28 protein-coding genes are annotated in these 26035 nt (G+C 47.9%); 5 read left to right on the top strand and 23 right to left on the bottom strand.

Features of this window, described 5'->3' with window-relative positions:
* Nucleotides 1-2: 2 nt before the first annotated feature.
* Together purS and purC are read right to left on the bottom strand one after the other, a co-directional pair.
* Nucleotides 3-251 (bottom strand): phosphoribosylformylglycinamidine synthase subunit PurS, encoded by a 249-nt coding sequence (purS, locus tag HPY27_RS10310; protein WP_007717324.1) that lies wholly within the window; start codon nucleotides 249-251, stop codon nucleotides 3-5.
* On the bottom strand, nucleotides 244-963 hold the full coding sequence (purC, locus tag HPY27_RS10305; RefSeq protein ID WP_174224923.1) for a phosphoribosylaminoimidazolesuccinocarboxamide synthase: 720 nt from the start codon (nucleotides 961-963) through the stop codon (nucleotides 244-246). The genes purS and purC overlap by 8 nt, the downstream gene beginning before the upstream one ends.
* Nucleotides 964-1254: 291 nt before the next feature.
* Between purC and HPY27_RS10300 the strand changes: the two genes are divergently transcribed.
* The gene (locus tag HPY27_RS10300) at nucleotides 1255-2454 is read left to right on the top strand and encodes an iron-containing alcohol dehydrogenase (protein WP_174224922.1); all 1200 of its coding nucleotides are present in this window, start codon (nucleotides 1255-1257) and stop codon (nucleotides 2452-2454) included.
* A gap of 96 nt (nucleotides 2455-2550) precedes the next feature.
* A complete protein-coding gene (locus HPY27_RS10295) occupies nucleotides 2551-3666 on the top strand; it encodes an aminopeptidase (RefSeq protein WP_017249706.1) in 1116 nt (371 codons plus the stop codon).
* 135 nt (nucleotides 3667-3801) lie between these two features.
* On the opposite strand, the gene HPY27_RS10290 is transcribed toward HPY27_RS10295, so the two are convergent.
* The 6 genes from HPY27_RS10290 to HPY27_RS10265 form a co-directional block, all read right to left on the bottom strand.
* Nucleotides 3802-4449, bottom strand: coding sequence for a hypothetical protein (locus tag HPY27_RS10290; protein ID WP_174224921.1), 648 nt, complete (start codon nucleotides 4447-4449; stop codon nucleotides 3802-3804).
* 274 nt (nucleotides 4450-4723) lie between these two features.
* Nucleotides 4724-5815 (bottom strand): sensor histidine kinase, encoded by a 1092-nt coding sequence (locus HPY27_RS10285; protein WP_173622576.1) that lies wholly within the window; start codon nucleotides 5813-5815, stop codon nucleotides 4724-4726.
* Between the two features lie 42 nt (nucleotides 5816-5857).
* Entirely contained in the window at nucleotides 5858-8011 is a 2154-nt protein-coding gene (vanT, locus tag HPY27_RS10280) for a serine racemase VanT catalytic subunit (RefSeq protein WP_174224920.1), read from the bottom strand.
* Nucleotides 7998-8795, bottom strand: a complete 798-nt coding sequence (locus HPY27_RS10275) for a M15 family metallopeptidase (RefSeq protein ID WP_174224919.1) — start codon at nucleotides 8793-8795, stop codon at nucleotides 7998-8000. Before HPY27_RS10275 ends, vanT begins: the two co-directional genes overlap by 14 nt.
* A gap of 3 nt (nucleotides 8796-8798) precedes the next feature.
* On the bottom strand, nucleotides 8799-9851 hold the full coding sequence (gene vanG / locus HPY27_RS10270; protein ID WP_173622573.1) for a D-alanine--D-serine ligase VanG: 1053 nt from the start codon (nucleotides 9849-9851) through the stop codon (nucleotides 8799-8801).
* 2 nt (nucleotides 9852-9853) lie between these two features.
* Entirely contained in the window at nucleotides 9854-10732 is an 879-nt protein-coding gene (locus tag HPY27_RS10265) for a D-Ala-D-Ala carboxypeptidase VanY (protein ID WP_017249700.1), read from the bottom strand.
* A 136-nt stretch (nucleotides 10733-10868) separates the two neighbouring features.
* Here HPY27_RS10265 and HPY27_RS10260 point away from each other — a divergent pair, with 136 nt between their 5' ends.
* Nucleotides 10869-11816, top strand: a complete 948-nt coding sequence (locus tag HPY27_RS10260) for a helix-turn-helix transcriptional regulator (RefSeq protein ID WP_174224918.1) — start codon at nucleotides 10869-10871, stop codon at nucleotides 11814-11816.
* A gap of 65 nt (nucleotides 11817-11881) precedes the next feature.
* Complete coding sequence (locus tag HPY27_RS10255) at nucleotides 11882-12403, top strand: DinB family protein (RefSeq protein ID WP_174224917.1); 522 nt, start codon at nucleotides 11882-11884, stop codon at nucleotides 12401-12403.
* Here the strand turns inward: HPY27_RS10255 and HPY27_RS10250 are convergent.
* On the bottom strand, nucleotides 12400-13176 hold the full coding sequence (locus tag HPY27_RS10250; protein ID WP_174224916.1) for a DUF169 domain-containing protein: 777 nt from the start codon (nucleotides 13174-13176) through the stop codon (nucleotides 12400-12402). The two genes, HPY27_RS10255 and HPY27_RS10250, sit on opposite strands and share 4 nt — an antisense overlap.
* A 206-nt stretch (nucleotides 13177-13382) precedes the next feature.
* On the opposite strand from HPY27_RS10250, the gene HPY27_RS10245 reads away from it, so the two are divergent.
* On the top strand, nucleotides 13383-13943 hold the full coding sequence (locus tag HPY27_RS10245; RefSeq protein ID WP_017249696.1) for a hypothetical protein: 561 nt from the start codon (nucleotides 13383-13385) through the stop codon (nucleotides 13941-13943).
* A gap of 78 nt (nucleotides 13944-14021) precedes the next feature.
* Here the strand turns inward: HPY27_RS10245 and HPY27_RS10240 are convergent, their stop codons facing one another.
* The 14 genes from HPY27_RS10240 to HPY27_RS10175 form a co-directional block, all read right to left on the bottom strand.
* A complete protein-coding gene (locus tag HPY27_RS10240; RefSeq protein ID WP_174224915.1) occupies nucleotides 14022-15335 on the bottom strand; it encodes a VWA domain-containing protein in 1314 nt (437 codons plus the stop codon).
* A gap of 35 nt (nucleotides 15336-15370) precedes the next feature.
* Entirely contained in the window at nucleotides 15371-15571 is a 201-nt protein-coding gene (locus tag HPY27_RS10235; protein WP_017249694.1) for a hypothetical protein, read from the bottom strand.
* A gap of 32 nt (nucleotides 15572-15603) precedes the next feature.
* Entirely contained in the window at nucleotides 15604-15804 is a 201-nt protein-coding gene (locus tag HPY27_RS10230; RefSeq protein ID WP_254612867.1) for a hypothetical protein, read from the bottom strand.
* Between the two features lie 26 nt (nucleotides 15805-15830).
* On the bottom strand, nucleotides 15831-16499 hold the full coding sequence (locus HPY27_RS10225; RefSeq protein ID WP_017249692.1) for a Tad domain-containing protein: 669 nt from the start codon (nucleotides 16497-16499) through the stop codon (nucleotides 15831-15833).
* Complete coding sequence (locus tag HPY27_RS10220; RefSeq protein WP_017249691.1) at nucleotides 16500-16946, bottom strand: TadE/TadG family type IV pilus assembly protein; 447 nt, start codon at nucleotides 16944-16946, stop codon at nucleotides 16500-16502.
* Nucleotides 16936-17658 carry a hypothetical protein gene (locus tag HPY27_RS10215; RefSeq protein ID WP_174224913.1) on the bottom strand — a complete coding sequence of 241 codons (723 nt, stop codon included), beginning with the start codon at nucleotides 17656-17658 and terminating at the stop codon, nucleotides 16936-16938. Before HPY27_RS10215 ends, HPY27_RS10220 begins: the two co-directional genes overlap by 11 nt.
* A 23-nt stretch (nucleotides 17659-17681) precedes the next feature.
* The gene (locus HPY27_RS10210) at nucleotides 17682-18536 is read right to left on the bottom strand and encodes a hypothetical protein (RefSeq protein ID WP_017249689.1); all 855 of its coding nucleotides are present in this window, start codon (nucleotides 18534-18536) and stop codon (nucleotides 17682-17684) included.
* A 15-nt stretch (nucleotides 18537-18551) separates the two neighbouring features.
* A complete protein-coding gene (locus HPY27_RS10205; RefSeq protein WP_017249688.1) occupies nucleotides 18552-19697 on the bottom strand; it encodes a hypothetical protein in 1146 nt (381 codons plus the stop codon).
* A 30-nt stretch (nucleotides 19698-19727) separates the two neighbouring features.
* The gene (locus HPY27_RS10200) at nucleotides 19728-21173 is read right to left on the bottom strand and encodes a vWA domain-containing protein (protein WP_174224912.1); all 1446 of its coding nucleotides are present in this window, start codon (nucleotides 21171-21173) and stop codon (nucleotides 19728-19730) included.
* A gap of 129 nt (nucleotides 21174-21302) precedes the next feature.
* On the bottom strand, nucleotides 21303-21515 hold the full coding sequence (locus HPY27_RS10195; RefSeq protein WP_007717266.1) for a hypothetical protein: 213 nt from the start codon (nucleotides 21513-21515) through the stop codon (nucleotides 21303-21305).
* A 100-nt stretch (nucleotides 21516-21615) separates the two neighbouring features.
* Nucleotides 21616-22551 carry a type II secretion system F family protein gene (locus tag HPY27_RS10190; protein WP_017249686.1) on the bottom strand — a complete coding sequence of 312 codons (936 nt, stop codon included), beginning with the start codon at nucleotides 22549-22551 and terminating at the stop codon, nucleotides 21616-21618.
* Between the two features lie 4 nt (nucleotides 22552-22555).
* The gene (locus HPY27_RS10185; protein WP_017249685.1) at nucleotides 22556-23482 is read right to left on the bottom strand and encodes a type II secretion system F family protein; all 927 of its coding nucleotides are present in this window, start codon (nucleotides 23480-23482) and stop codon (nucleotides 22556-22558) included.
* Nucleotides 23460-24848, bottom strand: a complete 1389-nt coding sequence (locus HPY27_RS10180) for a TadA family conjugal transfer-associated ATPase (RefSeq protein ID WP_017249684.1) — start codon at nucleotides 24846-24848, stop codon at nucleotides 23460-23462. The genes HPY27_RS10185 and HPY27_RS10180 overlap by 23 nt, the downstream gene beginning before the upstream one ends.
* 28 nt (nucleotides 24849-24876) lie before the next feature.
* Complete coding sequence (locus tag HPY27_RS10175; RefSeq protein WP_017249683.1) at nucleotides 24877-26034, bottom strand: CpaE/TadZ family protein; 1158 nt, start codon at nucleotides 26032-26034, stop codon at nucleotides 24877-24879.
* Between the last annotated feature and the right edge of the window lies 1 nt (nucleotide 26035).

Below are 26035 nucleotides of genomic sequence, written 5' to 3'. Positions count from 1 at the left end.
CCTTAGCCCTCCACGATATCAAAGCGATAGTCTTCTACCACCGTATTGGCCAGCAGCTTTTCGCACATTTCACGTACACGTTCTTCTGCTTGCGCACGGTCAGAAGTGTTCAATTCCAGCTCCATGTACTTCCCGATGCGCGCATTGTTTACTTCATCAAAACCCAAGGTGTGCAGAGCACCTTTTACAGCGTGTCCTTGCGGGTCCAAAACACTCTCGCGCAATGTTACATAAACAACAGCTTTAAACATGTACGTCTCCTCCTAGTCTCGTAAGCATTTCTTTGTAAGCTTCCTCCACATTGCCTAAATCGCGGCGGAAGCGGTCTTTGTCGAGCTTTTCATTTGTTACCGAATCCCAGAAACGGCATGTATCTGGGGATATTTCATCGGCGAGGAGAATCTCCCCGTCCGTTGTTTTTCCGAATTCCAGTTTGAAATCGACCAAAGTAATGTTGCGCTCGCTCAGGTAAGGCACGAGGACCTCGTTTACAGCAAGACCCATGCGCTCCAATGTCGCTTGGTCACTCTCACTCGCAATCCCCAACACTTTGATATGGGAGGCATTCACCAATGGATCTCCCAGTGCGTCATCCTTGTAGTAAAACTCGACAACGGGCTGCGGAAGCACAGTTCCTTCTTCCATGCCAAGACGCTTGGCCAATGAGCCTGCTGCGATATTGCGAACGACTACCTCCAAAGGGATAATCTCCACTTTGCGAACAACTTGCTCTGTGGCGGACAGCAGACGGACAAAATGGTTGTCGATGCCCCGCTCCTTCAGCATGGTGAAAAAGATTGCCGTAATGCGGTTGTTCAGCTCACCTTTTCCAGTGATTTGCGCCCGTTTCTCTCCATTGAATGCTGTTGCGTCGTCTTTGTACTCTACCCAGTACAGATCAGGCAAAGATGTCCGATAAATACGTTTTGCCTTACCTTCGTAGAGTTGTTCCTGTTTTTCCACCGTAGGAGTCACCTTCCCAGTCAAAAAGGTTGAGTTTCGGTTAATTCACGAACGTTTCAACTACATTAAAACACAAACATACGCATTTATCAACGAAAAATGATGGAATACACTTCGACAAACGTTCGGGATTTACTGTATGTTTTTCTTCTCAACCTCACTAACATTCGCAAACTCATTATCCAAACTACCTCATATGCACATAGAGCCCGCCCACGGAGCAGACTCTTCTCTTTTGTTTATGATAAACTTGTCGTTGGTACAACCAATACGTGAAAGAAGGAATTTCAGATGTTTCCATTTGAAGTGTCTTTTCCTACCAAAATTTACTTTGGCATGGGCGAACTGGAACGTTTGGGCCAAGAAGCAAAATCGATGGGCCAAAAAGCATTGCTCGTCACAGGCGGCAATGCGGCCAAACGTACAGGACTTTTGGACCGCGCCAAGGCTCTATTGCAGGAAGCTCAGGTGGCGTATCTTGTTTTTGACAAAATCGAACCGAATCCACGTACGGCAACGGTTGATGCTGGAGCTGCTCTTGCTCGTGAGCATCAGTGTGACTTCATCCTGGCTATCGGTGGCGGCTCCGTGATGGATGCCTCCAAAGCGATTGCGGCGGCAGCGGTTTCCGGACGACCGATTTACGATTACATGCGAGGAAATCCGAGCGGCTCTGGTCAATTGCTGGTACCCGTTCAGGAAGCACTGCCGATCATGACCGTCCCGACAGTAGCCGCTACAGGTTCGGAAGCAAACCATATCAGCGTCCTGACTCATTGGGACACGCATGAAAAATCTTCGATCAACGGTCCAGCACTTTACCCGAAGATTGCCATTCTTGACCCGTCCATCACCTTTACCGTTCCTGCTCGTGTCACAGCGGAATCTTGCGCCGATATCTTTTCGCATCTGTTTGAGAACTATTTGATCAGCGCAGAAGGAACCCACGTTCAGGACGGTATTTCCGAAACACTCATTCGTCTCGTCGTCGAGCACTCCATCACAGCGATTCAGCAACCAGACCATGCAGAAGCACGATCCACCCTTTTGTGGGCGAGCACGCTGGGCATCAGTCCATTCGCCGCTGGTGGTCGTGGTGCTGGTATGCCGTTGCACGGTGTTGAACATCCGCTGAGCGGAATCTACGATATGGCTCACGGTCGGGGACTGGCGATCCTGTCCCTTCCTTATTTTGAACAGGTGATTTTGCAAGACCGTCCCGAGAGACTAGCCCGTATGGGACGTTATTGCTTTGGCGTTACCGTGGAGGACGACGGCGAAGCAGCACGAGCAACGATTGAAGCCGTTCGCCGTTGGTATGAGCGCATGGGAATCACAGAACGTCTGTCTGACTTCGGCGTGACCCAACAATCGTTGGCACAAATGGCTGAAGAAGCAGTTCGCATCGGCGGACGCGGAATCGGGTATCTGCCTAGCTCACGAAAATTGAATGAATCTGATGTAATCGCGATCTACGAGGCTTGCCTGTAATCGAAGCATCAAACACACTGGCGAGCCCTCGTTTAGTTGTGTAATAATACAAATTAATCATTAATCAAAATTATTTTACTACGGAGGTTACCACCTATGGCAGATCCACGCATTAATGAACTGGCAAGCCGTCTCGTCCGTTACTCGCTCCATTTGCAAAAAGGCGAAAAAGTTCTGATCGAAAATACAGGCCTGCAACCTGAACTCGTTCGTGCACTTGTGCGTGAATCATTTGCAGTTGGGGCTCTGCCTTTGGTCACCTTGAAAGATCAGGAAGTCATGCGTGCACTCTATCAAGGCACGAGCGAAGAACACATGGCCCTAATGGCAAAATACGAGTATGACCGGATGAAAGACATGGACGCTTACATCGCCATCCGCGCTTACGACAACATCAACGAGTATGCCGACGTACCGGAAGACAAAATGGGCATTTACGCTCGCGTCCTGTATCAACCTGTACATACGAACGAGCGCGTTCCGAACAAACGCTGGGTTGTACTGCGCTACCCGAACAAGTCGATGGCGCAGCTGTCCAAAATGAGTCTCGAGGGCTTTGAGGACTTCTACTTCTCCGTCTGCAATCTGGACTACGCGAAAATGTCCGCTGCCATGACTCCGTTGAAAGAGCTGATGGAGCGCACCGATCGTGTACGCATCGTCGGTCCAAAAACAGACCTGCGCTTCTCCATTAAAGGAATCAATGCCATCAAATGTGACGGCAAGCGCAATATCCCGGATGGCGAAGTATACACCGCTCCTGTGCGCGATTCCGTTGAAGGAACGATTTTCTACAACGCGGCATCGATCTACAACGGCATTACCTTCAATGATGTTCAGTTTACTTTCAAAGAAGGCAAAATCGTGGAAGCGATCAGCTCCAATACAAAAGCATTGAACGACATCCTCGACACTGACGAGGGCGCACGCTATATCGGAGAATTCGCGATCGGCTTCAACCCGCACATCCTCCACCCGATGCTGGACATCCTGTTTGACGAGAAAATCGCGGGCAGCTTCCACTTCACGCCAGGAAATGCTTACACAGTAGCAGACAACGGCAACCGCTCCTCCATTCACTGGGACTTGGTCCAAATCCAACGCCCTGAATACGGCGGCGGCGAAATCTGGTTTGACGATGTGCTGATCAGAAAAGACGGGCGCTTTGTGTTGCCAGAGCTGGAAGGCTTGAACCCGGAGAATTTGATTTAAACGAAATGAATGAAAAAATGGGTTAGGGAATGAGGTTCCCTAGCCCATTTTCTATCTCTGCGAAAAACCGACAGCTAGTTTTATACGCAAAAAGGAACAGCCACTATTGCTGTTCCAAAGTAAAATACATTTCATTTATTCAGATTTACTTCCCATTTCTAGTTGGTTTGTCTTTTCTTCATCCACCGATTCCGCACCTTCTCGAATTTTTTCTACAACTTCTTCAGATTTGAGTTGCTTGTGCGAAGGAAGATCTAAGAATGTAGACGCACGTTGATCGAGCCACAAGCTTTCCTCACCTTCACTATCAGTTGCAACGAAAATAAACCCACCTGAATAACTAACGTACGTAATGTTTACATCTTTCCCTAGTGTATTTTTAATGTTCTCGTAAAGGTCAAACAATTCAGGGCCACTTTTTTCACCACCAGCCATGATTGGCTCTTTATCTGTTGCTATAACGATACCTTTTACTTCATCCTCTTCCATAATGAACGAAAGTTTTTCATCCGTTGAAGATAGTAGTCCTTGCATATTCGTATCGTTGTATTTACGTATTTTATCCGCTTCTGGTAAAACAGCTCCCTGAATCGAAAAGTCTGACAGGGTTACATTACTACTCGATTTGCTTAAGGGTTGGTTCTCTTGGTTACGTGCCTGTTCCATCTTTTTATATGCATGTAGTGCTTCCTTATCCCCTTGGTTAATGGCCCCAGCCCAAGTAGCCAATGATATTCCAGCAACAACTACAGCACCTATCAATGTCCATGTGTATTTATTCATAACTATCCCCCAAAGTTAATTTTTTTCGAAGACATACAATGAGTCAACCCACGGTATAGTTATAGGAACATTCTACCAAAATACGGTAAATAGTTGCGCACGCCAATCGGAATTTAGATCTCCATGAATGAGGAATTCCATTTGTCGTTGATAGATAATATCTGCAATAAAAAAATGGAGACTTTGAAGCGTCTCCATTTTTTATTTATGCTGGAAGTTTATATACCTATTGCTTGAAATAGAATTCGGTACGAGAGTTGTTCTTTGGCATATTTCATCCATACGGCAACCGCACCTCAAAACACGTTCGAATCACATCACTTTGAACAGAAATCGTTCCCCGATGCTTCTCAACGATATTTTTTACAATAAACAAGCCGAGTCCAGTGCCTCCCCCTTGATGAGCTCGCGCTTTGTCGCCCGTAAAAAACATTTCAAAAATATGCGGCAGCGCCTCTTCAGGTATCTGGTCACCGTAATTCATGATTTGAACAACTACTTCATCGCCCTCCCGGTAAGCGTTCAAATCGATAAAATGGCCATCTCCCCCGTAGCGTATCGCATTGGTCAGGATATTCTCAAATACGCGCGCCAGCAGCTCTCCATCTCCCACGATCACTAATTGAGCAGCAATCGTACACCGTGCGACCAGCTCATTTTTCTCAAAGGAAGGATACATCTCTTCATTTAACTGAACCAACAATTCACTCAAATCAATGACCTTTTGCTCGATGTTGACCATGCCGTAATTCATTCTCGTAATTTCGAACAGCTCATCAATCAACTTTTCCAATCGTTGCGACTTGGTAAAAGCAATCGTCGCATAATGCCGCATCTGTTCTTGTGGCATCTGCTCGTCTCGTAAAACTAAATCTAAATAACCCAGCACGGATGTCAGTGGTGTGCGTAAATCGTGTGCCAGATTCAAAACAAGCTGATCCTTGCTGCTTTCCGCGAAGTCTCCTCTTTCTACCGCCTTTTGCAGCATTTCACTTGCCAGATTGATATCCTTGGCGATATCTGCGAACTCATCATGGGAAGAAATATGCACATTGTGCGTAAAATCTCCATTTGCCAGATAATGAATGCCTTTGGAAATCTCCTGAAAATAGCCAACATACCGTTTGGTTAGGAGATAGAACAACAAGATCGCAATGGGAGCAAAAACAAGCAAAAAGAAATTGATATCTCCCATTTCCTTGATGTAACGGCGAACCAGGGCAAGCGGATCTTCGTACTTGACCTCCGCCCGATAGTAAAACTGGAGCACTTTATAGAGCAGATAGGTTACGAGACCGGCCAAAAGCATGCCAAACCCAAGAAGCTCAATCATTTTGGAACGAAAGCTATATCTCCTCTTCATCATGGAAAAAATGAACCACTCCCTCTACTCGCTTCCGTCCAGTGCTCAATCATGATAGACTCTTTTGACACGTTCTCCCAAACGGCTAACCAGCTCGTTCGTAATGGTTTTACATGGAAGGGCCATTTCCTCGGCAGTGATCCCCTCTTCTTGATCTCTGCCGATAAAGGTCACCACATCCCCTTTTTGCACCTCTTCCATATCTGTAATATCTACAATGAGTTGATCCATGCAGACAAAGCCAATAATCGGTCGCCTTTTTCCTCTGATCAAGCAGGTAGCGCCCGCTTGAGACAGCATACGTGGAACCCCGTCAGCATACCCGATAGATACGATGGCAATCTTACTGTCTTGCTGTGCTGTGTAAGCTCGGCCATAGCCCACGGAGGCTCCTTTTTCCACCTGTTTCACCTGCACAACTCTTGCTTTTAGTGATAACACAGGACGTAGGTCGACGCTTGTTTTTACCGTGTCTCCCTGCTTGCTCAACATTCCGTAGAGAGCAATCCCAATCCGAGCATAATCGTATTGCAGCTCCCCATAATTGAGAACGCCGTAACTGCTTTGAACGTGCAGCCTCTGTGGATCGATTCCCTTTTCTTTCAACTGCTCGATCACTTTCTGGAAACGAGCAATTTGATTTTTCGTGTATGCGATATCCGAAGCTTCCAAACTGTCAGCCACACTCAGATGCGTAAAGGTACCGCATACCTGCAAATTTTTATAGCGATACATAGCCGCAATTTTTTCCGTGTGTTCCCAAGATTCTCCGAGTCTCCCCATTCCCGTGTCGATCTTGATATGAACAGGGATTTTCACGTTGTAGCTATTCAGTTTTTGGGCATATTCGTCATCTACTACGGTTTGCGTCAGTCTGAAACGGGCGATTTGGCGTATCCGTTGCTCATCGGTATAGCCAAGCACCAGGATCTCCCCTTTTACTCCCTTCTTTCTTAGCTCGATTCCTTCATCGATTGTGGCAACAGCAAAGTGATCAATCCCGAGCTTGTTTAAATACCTCGCGACTTGCCACCCGCCGTGACCATATGCCTGCGCCTTCACGACTGCCATCACCGCACAATCCTTCGGGAGAACCCGCTGGATTTCCCTGACATTATGTTGGAGATGAGGAAGATGGATATCCGCCCATGCCCGTCCTGTTTGATCCGATTTCTCACCTCGAAAGCGCTGGATCACCTTCATCGCCATCACAGAAAAAACAAACGACAGCACCGTGACTAGCGTAAAATGAACCAAGCTGTTTTCAACAAGTAGCCATGTCAGTCCCGTTACTTTGGCCGCCGCGCGAATGAGCACAATACATAGCGGATGAATGACATAAACATACAGACTCAGCTTTCGTAAGGCTGGGCGATTTCTACCTTTCCAGAACAACAGAAGTTGAAAAAGAAAATACATGCACGGTATCAAAAAAATATACATACTGTCATGGCGTTGCAGCTGAAAAGCGTGTAAAAGCAAGCCTTCTATAACTAACATGCTTCCGAACAAAACAAACCCGATGGCATACGGTGCAACCTTTTTCTTTTTCCGTCTGCGAGTATTGGCAATCATCCCTCCCATGACTACAAAAACCGGGGCAAAAAAAATACCGTTCCGCGTGTAATCAAACAGGGTAAACATCGATTGATAGAAACTATCCACATACGGATTCATCTGGGCAAATCCAAAGTAACTGTCTCCCAACAGCCCGATGCCATACAGCAGCATGGTCACCCAAAACGTTTTCCATACGGATAGTCTTGTATACAAAAAGGTACTGATACACACCCCCAGCATGATGCCTGGGAAATACCACAGATGATACAGGGTCCCGTTAAAAAGGAGGTCTTTTACCACCGAAAACACGGTCAATTGATCCGTAAAATAGCCTGCGTACACATTCACTGGAAGATAGAGAAGAATCGAAAGCAAATATAGCTTTCCTACTTTCCATAAAAACGGCTTCAGCAAGTACGCATTTCTGTTGCGATCTGTGCCAAGCTTTTGCAAGAAGAAAAATCCTGTGCACATAAAGAAAAACGGAACCGCCACCCTGGCTATTGTTCGTGTCAGTGTAAAGTCAGCCCATTCGCTTATGGACAGCAGAGGAGAAGTATGGATTGCGATGACAAGGATCGCTGCGATGATTCGGAATTGATCCAGCCCGCCATACTGCTTTTCACTACCCACGTTCATTACGTGCCTCCTGATGAAACACCGTAATGATAAATCCATCCACATTGTTGCCCGATATTTCGTATCTCTCACCATCCACAACCGGGATGTGCGTAACAGTATCGGTAGCTTTTACATAGTAGATTTCAATGCTCTCTTCATCCACTAGCAAATGCTCCTGATGGAATTCGTAGTTTTTCACATACTCGATATACTCTTCCAGACAGAGCTGAAGCTTTTCCATTAAAACGGCATGCGGATAGCCCACATATCGAAAATGCCACGGCTCATCCGAAATGCCTGTCAGCTGTTCCTTGTCTTTGTCGTAGCGTTTGATAAACCCATATTGACTGGCACGTTGGCGAAACAGTTGGCATACGCCATGATCGGGAAAAGAAGGGCAAATAAAATCGATCTCTTCCTTCTTTTCCCCTACATCAATCGCAAGCCCGGTCTGATGTTCACTTTCATTCGGACGTGCTACAAATTTACTGGTAAACACCTGTCCATTTTCGAGCAAGGATTGATCATAGATATCCGTTTGTTCGGCCTTGCTGCGAAAGCCACTGACTGGCACGATTGTCTGCTGTGCGTTGCAGGCTTTCAGCAGCTTGGCAAGCATCTTCGCAGCCGTGTTTTCCAGCATAATATGGTTGTGTGTTCCATCAATCAGCCTCATGCGGTTTAGTAGAATACTGTCGTCTGTTTGCCAGCGGATCGGGTACTGGCGATTCACCAGAATCAGATGGCCGTGATGCAGATTTTCGCTGTTCAAAGAAATCGTAGAGACGTGAAGTTGTGTCATCGATTAGTCCTCCTCCAACGCTAGCATAATCAACGTATCAAGAAGCTCTTTATAGGAAATTCCCGCTGCACGCAGCATGCTTGGATATCTGCTTTTCGAGGTAAAGCCGGGGATTGTATTCACTTCGTTAAACACAATGTCTCCGTCTGGCGTGACAAACATATCTACGCGAGCAAAACCACGACAACCTAAAACCTGATAGAGATGGGTGGCTGTTTGCTTGATTTTTGCAGCGAGTTCTTCGTCAATTCTTGCTGGGACGTGGATGTGGGCAGTCTCCAATGAGTACTTTTCCGTATAATTGAAAAAGCCTTGGAGCAACTCGATTTCATCCACTTCTCCCACAAGGATCTCACGATTTCCTAGTACCGCACAGCCGACCTCAAATCCCACGATGTTTTCCTCGATGACTACTTTGTCATCATGCAGAAGGGCGTTTTCTATACCGAAAACCAATTCTTGCGTGTTGTATGCCTTTGTAATCCCAATCGAGGACCCTGCCTTTGCAGGTTTGACATACAAAGGGAATTCCAGTGCTTCAGTGGCAGATTGAACAGTGGCAAGATCAGTATTTGGATAAACGGTAACGGATCTTGGTGTTTTTACACCGGAGCTTGCCGCCAGCGTGTGAGCGATATCCTTGTCCATACAAATCGCAGAGGATAGTGTCTGACAACCGACAAACGGAATTCCGGCGAGCTCCAACAGCCCTTGCACCGTTCCATCCTCTCCGTTTTTGCCATGCAAAATTGGGAACGCCACATCAACCTGCGTGATCATCATGGCACCGTTCTCCTGTGTAACAATTCCCCGCATCTGTCTGCAAGGAGAGAGAAAGGCAGGCACGCACTTCTCACTTTGATGCCAACTGTCATTCCGAATGCTTTCGATGTTGCCGGTATATCGCAGCCATTGCCCTTCCCTCGTAATTCCTAGCAAAATCACCTCATACTTTTCCAGACACAAACTCTCCAGCACCGAACTCGTAGATTTAAGAGATACTTCATACTCCGAAGAACATCCCCCAAACAATATCGCTACAGTCAATTTCTTCATACTCATTCACTCCTTCTTTCTTTGTTCACGTAGCTTGTTACAATCACGCCGCCCATATTGTCACCCGAAATCTCATAGTTGCGAGCAATCGGTACTTTGAGCGTCATCTCTTGATCGACAGGGTAGTAGTTAATTTCATAGATCTTCCCATCGTTTGTCACGGAGATGCTTCTTTCGTCTTTTAGGTAATCCAGGTATTCCTCGAGCGAAAAGTTATTCTGCTTCATGATCGCGCTATGCGGCAAGCCAACATATCGGAAATGCCAAGGCTCGAATTCCGTTCCTGTAATGGCTACCTTGTCCTTTGGGTAGCGCAAAATAAAACCGTATTTCCATGAATAATCTTCCAACCACTTGCCTTCAGGAGCGCGCTCCATTTTCATTTGCGTCGATCCAATATCAAGCGCGGAGCCTACATTATGTTCGCTATAACCGCTCGGCATCGCATACGCTGGCCCCATTTCTGCATATAGCTGATCTTGTTCTTCCTTGCCTCGATAACCGCTGTTCAGGATAAAGTGGCTCACGTTATCTTGCTGCGCAGCTTTGATCATCTCCAAAAATTCTTTGGCTACACTCTCTGACACTTCGATTCTTTGATCTTGCAAACGATAGCCTTGTAACAGTTCTTCATTCTCAGACAATCGAACCACATCGTTTTTTACCCCTGCCTCATGAACCGGATACTCTTTATTGACCAAGAGAAGGTCTCCTTGATAAATTTGATCTTTTGTTATTTGTATCGATTGGTGCTCCACCTCGGTAGCCTCTCCCAACGTTTCAGTGTGTCCCCCAACATTAGGTGGTCCATCTGCTATTTTTTGAATCACGATATATCCAAACAGCAAAAGCATCACAAGCCAAAAAACCCTCTTTTTCATTTACAGTTCCTCCTTCACTTACACATGTAGGATAGGGAAAACTGTTAAAATAAAAAGTAGGGTAAATATAAAATAATTTTAAAGTTGGCCATTCATTTTTATAAAGATGCTAGCTGGATAGAGAGGGGGTCAGAGCATGAACAAAACAGACCGTTTGTTGGCAATTGTTCTGGAGCTGCAGCGCAAAGGTACGTTGCGCGCAGAAGATTTGGCCGCGACCTTCGAGACGAGCGTTCGGACGATTTATCGTGATATGCAGGCATTGAGCGAAGCAGGCGTCCCCATCGTTGGGGCACCAGGGCAGGGCTATTCGTTAATGGAAGGGTATTTTCTGCCGCCCGTCAGCTTTTCGGTAGAAGAAGCCGTTGCACTCTTGATCGGTGCAGACATGGTTGAGCAAGTATTTGACCAAAACTTTGGCAATAGTGCAAGAGCTGTACAGCGCAAAGTAGAAGCAATCCTGTCAACGGATGTAGGTGAACAAGCAAGACGTATCCGTTCAACCTTTCGCCTCATAAGCCCCAGAGCAAACAATCTGCGCGAGCAGGAAAAGGCGCATGCACAACTCCTCCACGATGCGATCATCAATGAGCGGAAGGTACGGTTCCGCTATCGGAGGGGCACACCTGGGCATGATGACGATCGTGAGACAGTGCGTGACGTTGCTCCATATGGTCTGGTGCTGGTTCGTGGTTCTTGGATACTTCTCGCTCATTGCGATCTGCGACAGGATATTCGTCGATTCCGCCTGTCACGCATGAGCGGCCTGATCGTATTGGAAGACCGCTTTATCCTCCCTGACCATTTCCATTTTGATGATTACACGCCTCTCGACGATCGGTCCCTGGAGGTGCAGATCGTTATCAGTGCAATTATCGCTGATCGGGTAAAAGAATCGGGCTATTTTTATATAGAAGAGATTACGGAGCATCCGGACGGCTTTCTCGTCAGATTGCGCGTCAGACAAATCGAAGAAATATTGTCTTGGGTACTTGGGTTGGGGGCAGATGCGGTTGTTCTTACGCCTGAATCCTTGCGTAGCCGAATGCGAGAAGAAGCCAAAAAATTATTCGAACGCTACTGACATACTGCTGTCAGTAGCTTTCTACTATGATAAAAGCAAGAAAACCAAGAGGAGCTGATTCGCCCATGAATACAAAGGAAATCTTGAACAAATTTGAAGACGTGACAAACCACTACCTGCATGAATTAGAAGGCTTCACCATGGAACAACTCTTGCAAAAACCAAGTGAAGAGGAATGGTCGATCGGTCAAATGTACCTTCACTTGATCCAATCTGCCCGGTATTTTCAACTGGGAAGTATCGAGAAGTGTAGACAAGGAGGTCCTACTGTCACAGAAGCAGGTACCGAAAAATCCGAGATCGGGCAGACGATATTTGCTCAAGGCTCCTTGCCGCCTATTCGCGTGAAAGTCCCTGCCTCCCCGGAGTACACACCTGCACAGCCAGAGAGCAAGGAGCAATTAATTGATGGACTCATCAGCGTGCTCACACAAATGAAAGAGCTGGAACCGATTCTGGACGAAATTCCTGCGCATCACACGGTGGCTCACCCAGCCTTCGGTCCGCTGACGGCAAAGGAATGGTTTGCCGTCGTAGAAATGCACTATCGCCATCACCTGCTCCAGCTCAACCGACTGAAGGGTTAGTTTTTTTCTCCAAACATCCCCGCAAGCTTCTGATAAGTCGGCGGAAACTCTGCCTGATAGCGCAAAAAGGACGGGATCGGGTAGCGGATTCCGCCTTTTTGCGTTCCCACTAATCCCTCCACCAGCTCGGCGGCATCGCGAAAATGAAAGCTGAAGGCCATCTCGTGATCCTGTGTCTGGGCAAACAATCTGTCTCCATAACACGGTACGATCACTTGCGGCTGTCCCGTCTGGATCGGCTTGATTGCGATGTCTGCACAGTCAGCCCGACTGGAAAAGGTGGAAGGAATCGATCCACCACGCTTGTACAGCATCCCCGCCACCAATCGCATGACTTGTGCCGCATTGCCGTAAATCACGACGACATCTGGCTCGATCCCTGCCCGCTCCAGCGGAAATGATACGTAGTAGCCGCTTTCTTCTGCTGAAAATTTCGGGACATCCAGCTCGCTTTTCGCCCCATTTTCCAATGAATCTGTATACATCCCACAGGCGAGATGCCCCTCTGTATAAAACGCAGGCTGCTCTTCATAGCCAAAAGCCACCTGCGCGATCGGACAGGACAGATCGGCTCCATTCATCGCGATACTCCAGCCATAACGCCGTGAAAAACCGACAGCTTGGCAAATGGTAATCGGATAACCCAGATCACGAACAGGTCGCTTTGCCTTTGACGGCAGAGCGGCTTCTTCTTTTCGGATGCTAACTCCTACAGGAAAGGTCTCGGTCCTCACATACATTTGAAGCGCTTGATTTAGCTCGATGGCGTTCATTCCATTTGCCCCCTCGTTTTCACTTACATCACTCATACTCCGAATTTTTCGTCTTTTTTGCCCAAAGTCCTGTCCTTCCCTACATTTTTCTCAAAACTTACAACATCGTAAGGTAATGGAAAGGTTAATCGATAGGGAGTCGAAACAATCCCTGTTAGGATAAAAAAAGATTACACGTATGACTTGGGATGGCTGGAGGGTTCACAATGAAAAAGTTCACATGGCTGGGCACGGCGCTTCTCGTCTTTCTGTTAATGGGATGCTCCTCCAGCTCACCAGATGCAGTGCAAGGGCTCGGAAAAGAAGAAGCGGCGCAAATCGCTGCAGCCGCTGTTAGACAATATTATCAGATGGATGTTGATACAACTGATCGGGAAATCACGCTGGAGGACCCAACCAATTCGGTATACAGAGGAGTCCCTGTTCACGCCGTACTGAAACGCGAACCTGTGAGTGGCGATGTCCATGGCTTTCACGCCATCATCGAACCGAGATCTAAGCAAATCCTTTCCCTGTCGATTGACGTTATTGGAATAAACGGAGAAATGGCGACAAAAACGATGACAGAAGCAGATTTGGAAAAGACGGCATCCGATTTCATCCGCTCGAAAAACCTGCTTGCGACGAACGACTTCCAATTGGTTAAAGCTTCTGACGCTCATTCCAATGACGCCAAGCGTTACTTTTATTACACAGATGGCTTACATGATGTGGCAATCGGAGTGGACCCAGGCCTGCAACAGGTCGTTACGTTCACCTATGATTGACGCACCCTAATCCTTTACATTTACAGTGGGTTCTCCGTTGCGACCGCAATCGCTTTTGTAACGGAGAACCCATTGTTGTTAGTTTCCGCTGTATTTATCCTCAATTTCCTCTCTCATTTCCTGATAGGTCTCGGTTGTGAGACTTACCAAGTAATTGGTAAGCTCCTCCTTGGACTGTGTAGCCAACGCTTCTCTTGCTTGCCTTTTCCCAGTAAGGTACTCCCTCGCTTGATTGCCAATCTTGCCACTTGCAGACAAATGCTCAATCGCCATTCCGATGTTCAGACTCTCCCGCCAGTTTTTCTCGTACCAGTCCCGGTCGTAAGCATCCACCCATTTTTTGCGGTCGATCAGCACAGCGTCTGCTTCTGTCAAAGCATCCCGTTTCCACTGCTCCCACTTCTGGGCAATTTCTTTCGCGCGTTCCAGCTCTTGCTTGAACTGCTCACGGTTCGTCACATTTGCATACAGACCTTCTGACGCGTGGGCAATTTCCTTCAATTGCTTCTGCCCTTCTGCATTCACGTCAAAGCCAATGACGTTCAACAACGGCATAATTTTGGACTGGGACAATTCCTTGGCTACTGCCACCGGATTGCCATCGCACGTCTCGATGCCGTCACTAACTAGATAGATGACATTCGTATTTTTATCCGCTTCGAATCCCGCCAAATCCTCCTGAGCGAGACGCAAGGAGTGCGCAATGGATGTCCAGCCCGTCGGCTCAAACATGCCAAGTGCTTGTTCAAGACCTTTCGCATCGTAGGCTTGCAATGGATAGACCATCTCACTGCTGCCACAGGAGAGCTGTTTATGCTCATCTGCATTGCTACCCTTATGTCCATACACGCGCAACGAGATTCTCGCCTCTTCTGGTAGTGCTTCCGCGAATTCCTGGATCGCTTCCTTGGCGAGCTGCATTTTCGTTTTGTCCCCGATTTTCCCAGCCATGCTGCCGCTTGCATCCAGGATGATTTCTACGTTGAAATTTTCCCGAAACTGAAAGCGGGCGTCCTCGATGTCAGGACTCCCATACGAAGCCATTCTCCAACGGTCGACAACCATTTGGGGACTGAGGTAATCCTCGGCAAACAGGGTGAGCAATTGATTCCAGTACAAATCCAAGTAAGCATCATTCATCCCATCGACCAAGGTAGGCATTTTATCCAAAACCTGTATGATCTCAGCTCGATGCGGATAAGCTGCATGGAAAAATTGTGTGCCAGCAAGCGGTCCGGGCTGTGAAGCAATCAACTCCTGTGTCGTCTGCGGCCATTGATTTTGCTGGATCCCTGTACCCGCTCCTATTGCGCCCAGTGAACAGCCAGAAAGCAGCAGCATGATCATGATGCTGTTGATCAAGAGCGACATCCGTATTTTAGTGTTACGCATTCGGTCATATCCTCCTTGCCTTGTTGCCCTGTTGATCAGATCGCCGCGTTTTTCTTTCGGATGAACGCCAGATGGTTTCTTTTGATAAAAGGCATACCGATGGCGAGTATGAGCAGTTGCAACGGAAACTCTTCTCGATAAAATGCGCCGATGACCGTAGCCGGTACGATCAGGGCGTAAAAGTAAATCATCATGTATCGCCAAAAGCGCTGCCAGTTTCGTTCCTGTCTGGACATGGCCTACACCTTCCTTCTCATCCACTTGATCATCACCGACTCATTTCTTTTCGACGCAAATGGTCCATGCCAGCCTGTTCAATATAAGGAAGAGCAAACATAAAAAAGAGCAGTGCATACGGGAGCTTTTCACCCAACGCCATGAACAGACAGGACAGCGGCAGGAAAACGCCATAGATGATCACCGTCATTCCATTCCAGAACCACTGCATTTTTTGTAGCTTTCTTGTCATGCCATTTCCTCCAATGCTCGCCGTTCCTACATAGGGATGTGCAGATTCGCCCATCCGCTTACTTCATCAATAAAACCGATCCGTCTGCTTTCCCCTGTCTGGTAGATTTGCTCGGAATAGGCAGGAATGAAGTCAAAGCCCATCGATTCCGATTCGTACTTTACAGAAGTTGTTACTTCAATCCGATTGTCACTGTTGAACAATTGGACGGACGAGCCGCTGAGCGTTGCATTGTTGTCTGATAGCACTTTGGCAACCACCCCAGTAATTTTTGCTGTTGCCGTTTGCAAGCCAGCGTAGACATAAGTCTGCAACTCAACATTGCTTGGTAATTCGTTGCTCAATACCAAGTCAATCGCGCCATATTCAATTTCACTTTGAGACCAATCGGCGTGCGATGCTCTCATCTGGCTCTTGGCAGCTCCTAGTTTGAGCGTGAGATAATTTTGGTCATAATACCGCTGGGGTGACGCATCATGTATTTTAATAGCCCACTCCATCTCATCATAAATATCCTTCACCGCCGCAATACTCGCCTGCTGCGCACTGTTCGACGCCTGCTCCTTGTCTACAAAAATGGTCGAAAAGTTGAACAGCGCAACAAACACCAGCATGAACATAAACCAGTAAATCGTCAGGGTGAAGATCGTCATATTTCCACGTTCATTTTGCAAGTGACGCAGTATACGTACCATCTAGTTCATCACCCTGCTCTTCATTTCCCGATCAAAGGAGATATATCGGTCTTCCTTTTTGATAGAGAGCCAGTCAGGAAGGAACCCCAGCTCCATCTGGACGCCGACCTTGGCTGTAAAATATCCGTCACCATCCCACCTGATATCGCCGTCACTGAAGGAAATATAGCCTCCTGCCGCGTTCACCACATTTCTGGCAGCTTGTATGGCTTCACCCGAATTCCCCGTTATGGCGTACACCTTCGCTGCCTCATTTGCTGCCGACTGAGAGATGATGACGCCGTAGACGCCCACAAGAAACTGCCAGCAAATCAGCATGATCAGAAAGACGAACGGCAGTATGGCGATAAACTCTACGGTGACCGAACCCTTTTCATTGGAAACGATCTTCTTCAGGCGCATTCTTCGCTCATCTCCTCTCGAACTTATTTGCAAGCTATCTTTCATCGAGCAGCAATCCCCCTGCTACAGCTGCTTCCGCTCCTGCCGCCTCGTCTTTCCATTTATTCACGTACATCATGAACATGACCGCAAAAAACGGGAGAACAATCACATTGAGCAACAACTCAATAAACATAACCGCCCCAAAGGTCGCCGTAATAGACGTGACGAGGAACAAGCCCGCCATACTGATTAGCCATTCCACCACGCTCACCATTAGCAATAGGCCAAAGATTGGGAAGAAATGCTTTTTGCCCATTTCCATGGCAGATCGCCAGCAACGCCAAGCCGATTGTTTTTTCAGCACTACAAAAAACGGCGTCAAATAAAACAAGATCATAAGAATCAACCCGGGTATCATGAACAGCATCATTCCTGTAGAGACAAGAAAGCTAAACACGATCCCAAATACGAATACAGAAAAGCTGTGTTCAAAAAAAGTCCGAAATGCTTTTCGAATCGGACGCTCATCGCCGTCCAGATCACTTTGGACATACTGGGCAAAAGGGATCTGGAGGATCAGCAAAAACAGAAAAAGTAAAAACAGATTGAAAAAGCTTGCTACGAATTTGGCGCCCGTGATCGCGGCAATCAGATTCAAGTAGTTCAGCGTAAAGTTGTGGATGATAAAAAATGGAACCACGAGCACGGCGGACAAGAGCAGCAAAGATTCGATGTTCCGTGCATAAAACCGAATGCTTTCTTTGAAGGGATGCATATGGGTTTCTCTCACCTTTCCTGTTAAGGGTTTCGCAGTTTATCCATCAGCCCGTTTTCCAAGATGGTCCTATTCAGCTTCTCGTGGGCTTCCCGCAACTGTTCAACCGAATGGAAAGACTCATGCTTCCCTGTCGTATGCGTCTCAAAGCTTTTCACGGATTCATCGGCAATATTTCGCAGTGTTTTGTCTTTGTATACAGAGAGCAAGTCGCTCAGCTTTTTTCGTTTCTGCTCCTGTACCCGATCTAGTTCTACTCGATCAGATTGGAAAAACTGGTAAAGTCGATCCACCGAGTCTTTGATCAGCACCTGCTTGCGAATGCGATCATACAAAATATAGTCAGATTCAAATAACACATCCCGTAATGCCGTTTCTTCTCCCGCGATGACGTAGTTGCGCGCGAAAAATTGATTGAGCAGATCCATCCCTCGATCATAAATGGCACGCAGCTGGTCCCGGCTTTCCATCATGGTTTGGCAAACGTCGATCAGCTTCTCTGCATCTTGCCGAAGCACCGTGTCCATCTTATCCTGGTAGCTGGGCAAAAGCGCCGTCAAAAACTCGTATTTTTGCTCGTACATCTCGATCGGCTTATCCTTATCAATGGCCAGATTGTTCTTAATCTTGCGCCCCGCATGTGCATGCACCAAAAATAGTTTCACGACGGGCTCTGCTTCCTTGCGGCGAACCACTTCACCATCCGGTCGCAACACCAAGTACCCGACAGCGTCTTTTTTCCCCCATCTCCAGTACGCGACATGGTAGTAATATTCTCCGTCTACGTAGGCCGGGTAATTATACAGCTCTGTCCTCTCTAAAAAACGCTTATTCCGCTCGATCTGAGCCTGAACCTGTGGTGTATTCACGACTTTCATAAGCAAGGACCTCCGTTACGCAAATAAGGATTTTACCCAGCCAACAGCTTTTCCGACTCCATCCCGGATTCCACGGGTAATCGCTCCTCCGGCTAGCTTATCAGCGTACTTCACGAGTTTGCTCAACCCCCACAAAACCGCACCGGTGACAACAAGCACACCGCCTACCGCCTGCCCACCTGGTATGACGGCAGCAATGACCCCTCCATCCATCAGCACACTGCCGAAATTACCGACGCCATCCACGAATTTTTCATTTTGTGTCGCTTCATTCTGGCTCGGATCAAACGCCATGCCAAAGCTGCCGATCGTATCCATGATGTCAAACGGAAGGCTGATCGCTGCTACGCCCACATTTAAGCCTTTTACGATCCCCGGCATTCTGACGCCGGATGGATTTGCCGAATTCGTCAGCTGACCGCCTTGGAAAATATCTCGAAAACTGTTATTCGGCAATTGTGCCAACACAAATTGATAGTTGGCCCACGCATTCATCCCGTCGAGTGAATCGACACCTAAGCCTGTTACTGTGTTTACATACGGCGTATTCTTGAAGGCAAGATCAAGGCCTTTTATCGCCAGATCTCCCAAGAACAAGCCTTTGCCACGAAGTCCCGCTGCCATGTCTACTTCGCCATTCATAAGCAAATCAGCGCTATATGCCAGCGTTCCGCCCATGACGTCCTTGAACGTCCATTTGACTGCACCGTATTCAAGCGTCTCCGTCATCGGCTTCGAGCTATCTGGATCGACGCCAGGCTGCTGAGAAGCAGGCATTTGTACATTTGGTGCAGGTGCGGTTGCATTTGGCGCTTGCGGGTTCGAGTGATTGACGCTTGGCCCCTGCAAATCAGGTGCCTGCGGATTTATCCGATCCCAATTTGGTGCTTGCGGATTCGTCCGATCCCAGCTCGGCGCCTGCGGGTTCAGCTTTTCCCAATCAGGAGCCTGTGGGTTTATTTGTTCCCACTGCGGCGCTTGTGGGTTGAGCTGCTCCCATTGTGGTGATTCCAGATTTGGCTGATCCCACTTCGGGGCCTCGTATTGTAACCCTTGATACTGAATGGAAGCTGCCAGGCCCACCAGCGGAAACAGATTCATCATAAGAATCAGAAAAGCGAAAGTCGCCGCTGCCATTGGGCCTCTTACCCATTTTCTCACTTTACAAACCTCCTTTTGGAGATTTCGTCTCTAGTTCGTTTTCGTATGTTGAGCAAACTTCTGGTTGATCGCATCCACGGCTTCCTTATAGGACTTCTCGTTCAAGGTATCCAGGAATTGCTCCAGTTCATCTGCCTTTTTCTGTGCGATTTCCAGCTGCTCATCGTTCAACTTCCGCAGATGATCAGCGAATTCATCTGAAATGATATTGTTTGCATCCATAGTCATGATCGCAGATGTGAGATCATGATTTTCCCGTTTGGCGATACGGCTCCATTTCAAAGCAAAGTGACTAATGTCGATCGATCGAGAACTACGAGTGGATACAGCTTGATGGGATGCATTGGCTTTCCACTCTTTCCACTTGTTCGCGATTTCTTTCCCACGATTGAATTCTTCCTGTAGCTCCTTCTGATCTTGAATCAGGACATAGCGGCCTCCCGCTGCCTTTGCGACTTCTTTCAACTGCTGCTGTCCCGGACCATCTACACCAAATCCAATCACGTTAATAATCGGCGTAATCTCGGAATGGGCCAACTGTTTGGCAGCTTCGACAGGGTCACCATCACATGTTTCGATTCCGTCACTGACGAGGAAGATCATATTGGTGTTCTTATCTCCAGGCAATTTGCTTAAATCCTTTTTCGCTTCCTGCAAAGAGTAGCCAATCGGAGTGTATCCGGTAGGTTGGAACTGATTCAAAGATTGCTGCAATTTTTCTTTGTTGTAAGGCTGCATTCCGTATACCAGTTCACTGCTGCTGCAAGATAGTGCTTTATCCGACTCTTTCCCGCTACCCTTGTGCCCGTATACGCGCAGAGCGACATTCGCCTGTTTCGGCAAAGATTCAGCAAAGGCTTGAATCGCTTCTTTAGCAGCATCCATCCTCGTCTTGCCATTCGATTTTGCCGCCATGCTGCCACTCGCATCCAAGATAATTTCAACATTGTAGCTTTCCTTAAACTTGAACCGCGGATCATCGATGTCCGGATTCCCAAATGAGGCCATTTTCAGTTCATCCATGATCTGTTGCGGATCGGGGTAGCTCTGGGCAAACAGCCCCAACAAGGCAAGGTAGTATTGGTTAATCATTTCTTCGTCTGGGTTTTCAACAGAAGGAAACTTTTTAAGTTCAGGCAATACTTCTTCCCTGTTGTTGTCATACGAAACCCCAGAAAAACGTCCTGGTGGGGAATTGACGAAGTCCTCTGTCGTTTCCCGCTTTAGCGGCATTCCTTCCTGTGCCATCGCCTCCAACGCTTTTACTTTTTCTTCTCGCGTCAGTTGGGCATTTGTTTCCCCTGTTTGGTCTGGCGGCTGGCTTTGCGTAGGCGGTGTTTCCGTGCCTGGTGGAACAGAAGGATTTTGACCCTCTGTGTTCTGGGGAGTCTCCGGTTGATTGTCCGCCTCTTGCGAACACGCCGTTAACAGGCTCAACAGGAGGATCACTGCAATTATTCCCTTCACGAGTCTCATCAAAGTGCTACCTCCTGCTTGATTTCGACTTACTATGTATGAAGCCTCGTATGATTCAGGTGGTGAAGAAACATCCCTTCACCACCTCTTTTCCATATGCTCATCACCAAAAAAGCATTCAATTTTTGATTAATTTCCGTCTAATTTTTTGATGATATTGCTAAGCGTATCCCCAATCGATTCGCCAACAAGTGCCGGGTTACCATTAAAGTAAGTAATCACCGCTCCAAACACAGCGATCACCACACCCGCCAATGCGATCCACTCAATTGCTTGCGCTCCTTTTTCATTTCCCAGAGCTCCTTGACCTTTTGCATACCATTTCAGCATCATGCTTTTCATAAAAAATCTACTCCCTTCATTATTTGGATGATGAATAAATAAAGAACTGTGCACTCCCATCTCGCTGACGGGCATCACCTCCTAAAAGTGAAGCCATGGATTATGGCATGATGTCAGAGAACAAACTGAAGTTCTCCAAAATATTCAATACCATCAAACCACCAATCAGGATAATCGCTGTAGGAGTCACGACAAACGTGGTGATCAGGGTTACTTTTGGCGATGCCTTGGCCGCCTTTTCCTTAATCAGCTCTTTGCGGATTCTCCGCATGTTTTCCGCCTGTGCCTTGAACGTGACGGCAATCGGCACCCCTAGGCGCATCCCCTGAATGAGCGCTTTGATCAGCATTTGAAACTCCGGATTGTCGTTGCGTCGCAGCAATTGTTCATACGCCTTTTCCCTCTGCACACCGAGATCCAGCTCTTGATTGAATCGAGAAAACTCTTCCCGAATCGGCCCATCAAAAAACTTGATGACTTCACGCAAAGCCTGATCGAGACTCACCCCCGCCTGAAGCGTCACGCTTACGGTGTCGAGAAATTCTGGCAGGTCGTAGCGAAGCTGATGTTGACGATCGCGCGCTGTTTTCTTCAACAGAAGAATGGGTAAAAAGTAGCCGATCAACGGCCAGGCGATCAAGCCTAGATGCGATAAGGGAAAGCGGAGAATGAAAAACAGCGTTCCAGCAATAATGCCGAGCAGAGCCATGAAAATTTTGACCCCTTGGAATTGGGCGACGGTCAAATCTAGCGGCCGTCCAGCTTTCAGCAACCAATCCTCGACCTCATGCGACTCACTGAAAAAGTTGATGCGCTGCCCCATGACAGCATAGTCGTCTCCATACCGTAGCAATCGCTTGACCAGACGCTCGGATGAGGTCTCCTGCTTGCGCACACCGTAGTTTTTGTGCCCGCTCATTTCATGGACATGTGCGAGCAGCTTTTGCTTCTCGACGGAGTAGCGATACCACTCCTTCAGACAGATCGCAAACAGCAATAGAAACAAGAACACGCATGTAATTATGAGAGCATCCATGTTTTCACACCTTTATGTTGGTCACTTTCTTGACGAGGATATAGGACAGGAGAGTTCCGATTACAAACAACCCCAGAAGAAAAAGACCAAATCCGGAAAACAACGGATCAATGAAGCCTTTGTTCATCATGTTCATCATCAGCACCAGGGCGATTGGCATGATCGGCACCAAGATCGAGACGTACCGCTGTTCCGCCGTCATCGTCTTGATTTCCTGATTCACGATGCGGCGATCCTCCAATGTCTCCGCCATTTCTTGCAGCACCTGGCTCAGATTCCCCCCTGCCCGCCGTTGAATCAGCAGGGTAGCCGTAAAGATACGGAATTCTCGCGTCGGTATTCGTTTTTCCATGTCAGAGAGCGCCCGGTCAAAGCTGACGCCTAGCTGCAGCTCACGCGCCATACGGCTAAATTCATCACCCGCGGGATAGTTCATCTCCTTGGCTACCAGTGAGATCCCCTGCGAAAGCGTAAGACCTGCGCGCAGCGAGTTTGCCAAAAGGCGGCACACTTCAGACAGTTGTTCATTCAATCGCTCCTGGTACTTGTTGCGTCGGACAAAGAACAGCACGTTCTGTATGAGATACATCACCACTGCACCGATAATGATGTTAAAAGGAAAAGAAATATTCACAACGTTACTGAGCAAGAAGGCGAGCCCCATGGTACCTACGATCAAAATTCCGTAAAACTCCGAGGGAGCAAGCGGGAAGTTCGCTTTGATCAGCTTTTTTTGGATTTCTTTGGCATAGGGCGTCTGGTCAAATTTATCTCCCCAAACGATGACGACGCTTTTTCGTTTTCCCTTCACCTCGAACCATTCTTCCGCTTTCTTTTTCCATTCGGTCTTCTTGGCCCGATAGCCGAGATACTCGTAGATGCCCCAGATGCCAAACAACACCGCGAGACTAAACAGAATAGGCATGGTCACGCTGCTTCCCTCCTTCCACCCTGAATATGGATTCATCCAGATTGATTCCAAAAACTTGGAGCCTCTCCAAGCACCGCGGGATGACCCCGGTTGCCGTAAAGTAGCCAAGGACTTCCCCTTTCGCGCCGATCCCCTGCCGCTGAAAGCGAAAAATCTCGTTGACCTCCACCCGTTTGTCTTCCGTTTTCGCTACTTCCGAAATCGAAACGATTTTACGTGTTCCGTCTGAAAGACGTGTGACCTGGACGATGATATCTAGCGCACTGACGATATATTCACGGACAATCGTGGAGGGCAAATCCATCCCGGCCATGACGACCATCCCTTCCAAACGGTTGAAGGCATCCTGTGGTGAGTTGGCGTGGACGGTGGTAAGTGATCCTTCATGCCCAGTATTCATGGCCTGCAGCATATCGAATGCCTCTGCACCCCGTACCTCCCCGACGATGATGCGGTCTGGCCTCATCCGCAGAGAGTTTCGCACGAGCTGACGGATCGTGACTTCCCCTGTTCCCTCCATATTGGGCGGGCGGGCCTCCATCCCGATACAGTTGGGGTGAGTCAGCTTCAACTCGGCCGAATCCTCAATGGTTATGACACGTTCATAGTGCGGAATAGCTTTTGCTGTCGCATTGAGCAATGTCGTCTTTCCGCTACCAGTCCCCCCAGAGATGAGCGTGTTCATTTTAGCTTCCACCACGGCTTGAATGAACTGAGACATCGCTTCACTGAATGAACCAAATTGCATCAGATCATCCATCAAGAAAGGCTCTTTGCGAAATTTACGGATCGAAACGAGTGTGCCATTGAGACTGATCGGAGGGATGACCGCATTCACGCGGCTTCCATCCTTCAGACGGGCGTCGACCATCGGCGAGCTTTCATCGATTCGTCGACCAAGCGGTGCCACAATCCGGTCCACGATATGCCGCAAATGTTCCTCGTCACGAAATTTTAAATCGGTTAATTCCAGCCTTCCTCGTTTCTCGACGTACACCAGGTTGTGTCCGTTAATCGAGATCTCCGTGATTTCCGGATCGGCGAGCAGCGGTTCAAGTGGACCAAGCCCCACCGATTCATTGATCAAACGAGTCAGCAGGATATCCTTTTCATTTCGCGGAATGACTACTTTTTCTTCCGACATGTATTGGGAGACGAGACGTTCGATTGCGAGGCGCATCTCATCTGAACGAAGGCTGGTCAGTCTCTCTAGATTGGTCTCCCGCAAGAGTCGGGTCTTGTAATGCTCAGCCAGCTCGTCGATGTACGGATTGAAGGAAGGAGCTGCTAATGTGGCAGCGAGTGTCGTCTGTTTTGCCTCATCCCCTGGCGCTGTCTGCTCTTGCTTTCGTCGGAATAAAGCCATCTAACTCCCACCTTTTTGAACTTGCTCTTTATGACAGTTTTTTGAGTACCCATTTTCGGATGTCTTTCGCAGCAGGAGAGAGCTTCTTCTCATTCGCTTCCTTTTGCAACGGTCGGCCTTGATTGACAGCCGCTTGCACGCCTTGATGATCTCTGCTGATTTCAGCAGTAATCGGTGCAGTGAATAATCCTTTCAAATCAGACACATTCAGCTCGTTATCCCTTCCTACCTGGTTGACGACCACTTCGAGCCTGCCTGCGGTATCAATGCGCAGACGTCGGAACAAGTCTTCCACGAGTCGGTAAATTTGAACGGACGGTGTGTCCAGATTCATCACGTAATAAATCATGTCCGACTCTGACAAAGCGGCAAAGGTAAGCTCGTTCATATGCGTTGGCAGGTCGATAATCACAAAGTCATAACTGCGGCGGCTAGCACGGATCAACCTGGTGACAAATGCCTCGGACATATTCTCCGCCGTCTCAGCATCACGCGGACTGACCAGCACCTCCAGCTTGGAATGGTCCTCCCGCTGGGCCACATTGCGAATATGAAATTCGTTGATTTCATCCATAACTGGCATGAGATCGCCTAATGTACGGTTGTTGTCAAATGACAAGAAGGTTTCGATTCCACCGTATTGGAGATTGAGATCGATGAGCAGCACACTGGCCGTAGATTCCAGCTTCAATGCTTGCGCAAAGCCCGTTGCCAGCTGCGTTCGTCCGCTTCCCCCTTTTCCACTGTAAAAGGAGTACACCTTTCCCCGACCTCGCACGAAAGCTTTGCCGGATGCATCCGTGCCCTTTTTTCTCTGTTTGATCTGGGATAAATCTGATATTTTGTCGAGACGATCAGACAATAGGTTGAGCTCATCGGGCATCACGATGTATTCCACCGCACCCGCACGGACAACATCTCGCAGCAGGACAAAATCCTGTTTTTCTGTGAGATAAATGAGGATGCCCTCCGGAAGCTCTCCTTGTATGTACTGCACCAGCTCTACTCCTGCTCCGTCTTCCGGCTGCACAAGCAAAACGACATCGGGTCCAATCCGGTCAATTTCTTTTTTCACTTCGCTGGAGGTCGTGTAGCGTACTTGCTCATACGGAGTCAAAATGTCCCTCAGCATGTCTTTTACAGAGTCGTAATCAGCAACGACGAGAATCTTCATATCTTTGTTCATG

The organism is Brevibacillus sp. HB1.1 (assembly GCF_013332445.1).
Taxonomy (GTDB): Bacteria; Bacillota; Bacilli; order Brevibacillales; family Brevibacillaceae; genus Brevibacillus; species Brevibacillus porteri.
The sequence above is the reverse complement of the archived record's forward strand: the minus strand, read 5'-3'. Positions and strand labels throughout refer to the sequence as shown.

Excerpts from the sequence above, each read along its gene's own strand:
- purS (WP_007717324.1), bottom strand. The coding sequence starts at position 251 with ATGTTTAAAGCTGTTGTTTATGTAACATTGCGCGAGAGTGTTTTGGAC.
- HPY27_RS10300 (WP_174224922.1), top strand. The coding sequence starts at position 1,255 with ATGTTTCCATTTGAAGTGTCTTTTCCTACCAAAATTTACTTTGGCATG.
- HPY27_RS10295 (WP_017249706.1), top strand. The coding sequence starts at position 2,551 with ATGGCAGATCCACGCATTAATGAACTGGCAAGCCGTCTCGTCCGTTAC.
- HPY27_RS10290 (WP_174224921.1), bottom strand. The coding sequence starts at position 4,449 with ATGAATAAATACACATGGACATTGATAGGTGCTGTAGTTGTTGCTGGA.
- HPY27_RS10285 (WP_173622576.1), bottom strand. The coding sequence starts at position 5,815 with ATGATGAAGAGGAGATATAGCTTTCGTTCCAAAATGATTGAGCTTCTT.
- vanT (WP_174224920.1), bottom strand. The coding sequence starts at position 8,011 with ATGAACGTGGGTAGTGAAAAGCAGTATGGCGGGCTGGATCAATTCCGA.
- HPY27_RS10275 (WP_174224919.1), bottom strand. The coding sequence starts at position 8,795 with ATGACACAACTTCACGTCTCTACGATTTCTTTGAACAGCGAAAATCTG.
- vanG (WP_173622573.1), bottom strand. The coding sequence starts at position 9,851 with ATGAAGAAATTGACTGTAGCGATATTGTTTGGGGGATGTTCTTCGGAG.
- HPY27_RS10265 (WP_017249700.1), bottom strand. The coding sequence starts at position 10,732 with ATGAAAAAGAGGGTTTTTTGGCTTGTGATGCTTTTGCTGTTTGGATAT.
- HPY27_RS10260 (WP_174224918.1), top strand. The coding sequence starts at position 10,869 with ATGAACAAAACAGACCGTTTGTTGGCAATTGTTCTGGAGCTGCAGCGC.
- HPY27_RS10255 (WP_174224917.1), top strand. The coding sequence starts at position 11,882 with ATGAATACAAAGGAAATCTTGAACAAATTTGAAGACGTGACAAACCAC.
- HPY27_RS10250 (WP_174224916.1), bottom strand. The coding sequence starts at position 13,176 with ATGAACGCCATCGAGCTAAATCAAGCGCTTCAAATGTATGTGAGGACC.
- HPY27_RS10245 (WP_017249696.1), top strand. The coding sequence starts at position 13,383 with ATGAAAAAGTTCACATGGCTGGGCACGGCGCTTCTCGTCTTTCTGTTA.
- HPY27_RS10240 (WP_174224915.1), bottom strand. The coding sequence starts at position 15,335 with ATGCGTAACACTAAAATACGGATGTCGCTCTTGATCAACAGCATCATG.
- HPY27_RS10235 (WP_017249694.1), bottom strand. The coding sequence starts at position 15,571 with ATGTCCAGACAGGAACGAAACTGGCAGCGCTTTTGGCGATACATGATG.
- HPY27_RS10230 (WP_254612867.1), bottom strand. The coding sequence starts at position 15,804 with ATGACAAGAAAGCTACAAAAAATGCAGTGGTTCTGGAATGGAATGACG.
- HPY27_RS10225 (WP_017249692.1), bottom strand. The coding sequence starts at position 16,499 with ATGGTACGTATACTGCGTCACTTGCAAAATGAACGTGGAAATATGACG.
- HPY27_RS10220 (WP_017249691.1), bottom strand. The coding sequence starts at position 16,946 with ATGAAAGATAGCTTGCAAATAAGTTCGAGAGGAGATGAGCGAAGAATG.
- HPY27_RS10215 (WP_174224913.1), bottom strand. The coding sequence starts at position 17,658 with ATGCATCCCTTCAAAGAAAGCATTCGGTTTTATGCACGGAACATCGAA.
- HPY27_RS10210 (WP_017249689.1), bottom strand. The coding sequence starts at position 18,536 with ATGAAAGTCGTGAATACACCACAGGTTCAGGCTCAGATCGAGCGGAAT.
- HPY27_RS10200 (WP_174224912.1), bottom strand. The coding sequence starts at position 21,173 with ATGAGACTCGTGAAGGGAATAATTGCAGTGATCCTCCTGTTGAGCCTG.
- HPY27_RS10195 (WP_007717266.1), bottom strand. The coding sequence starts at position 21,515 with ATGAAAAGCATGATGCTGAAATGGTATGCAAAAGGTCAAGGAGCTCTG.
- HPY27_RS10190 (WP_017249686.1), bottom strand. The coding sequence starts at position 22,551 with ATGGATGCTCTCATAATTACATGCGTGTTCTTGTTTCTATTGCTGTTT.
- HPY27_RS10180 (WP_017249684.1), bottom strand. The coding sequence starts at position 24,848 with ATGGCTTTATTCCGACGAAAGCAAGAGCAGACAGCGCCAGGGGATGAG.
- HPY27_RS10175 (WP_017249683.1), bottom strand. The coding sequence starts at position 26,034 with ATGAACAAAGATATGAAGATTCTCGTCGTTGCTGATTACGACTCTGTA.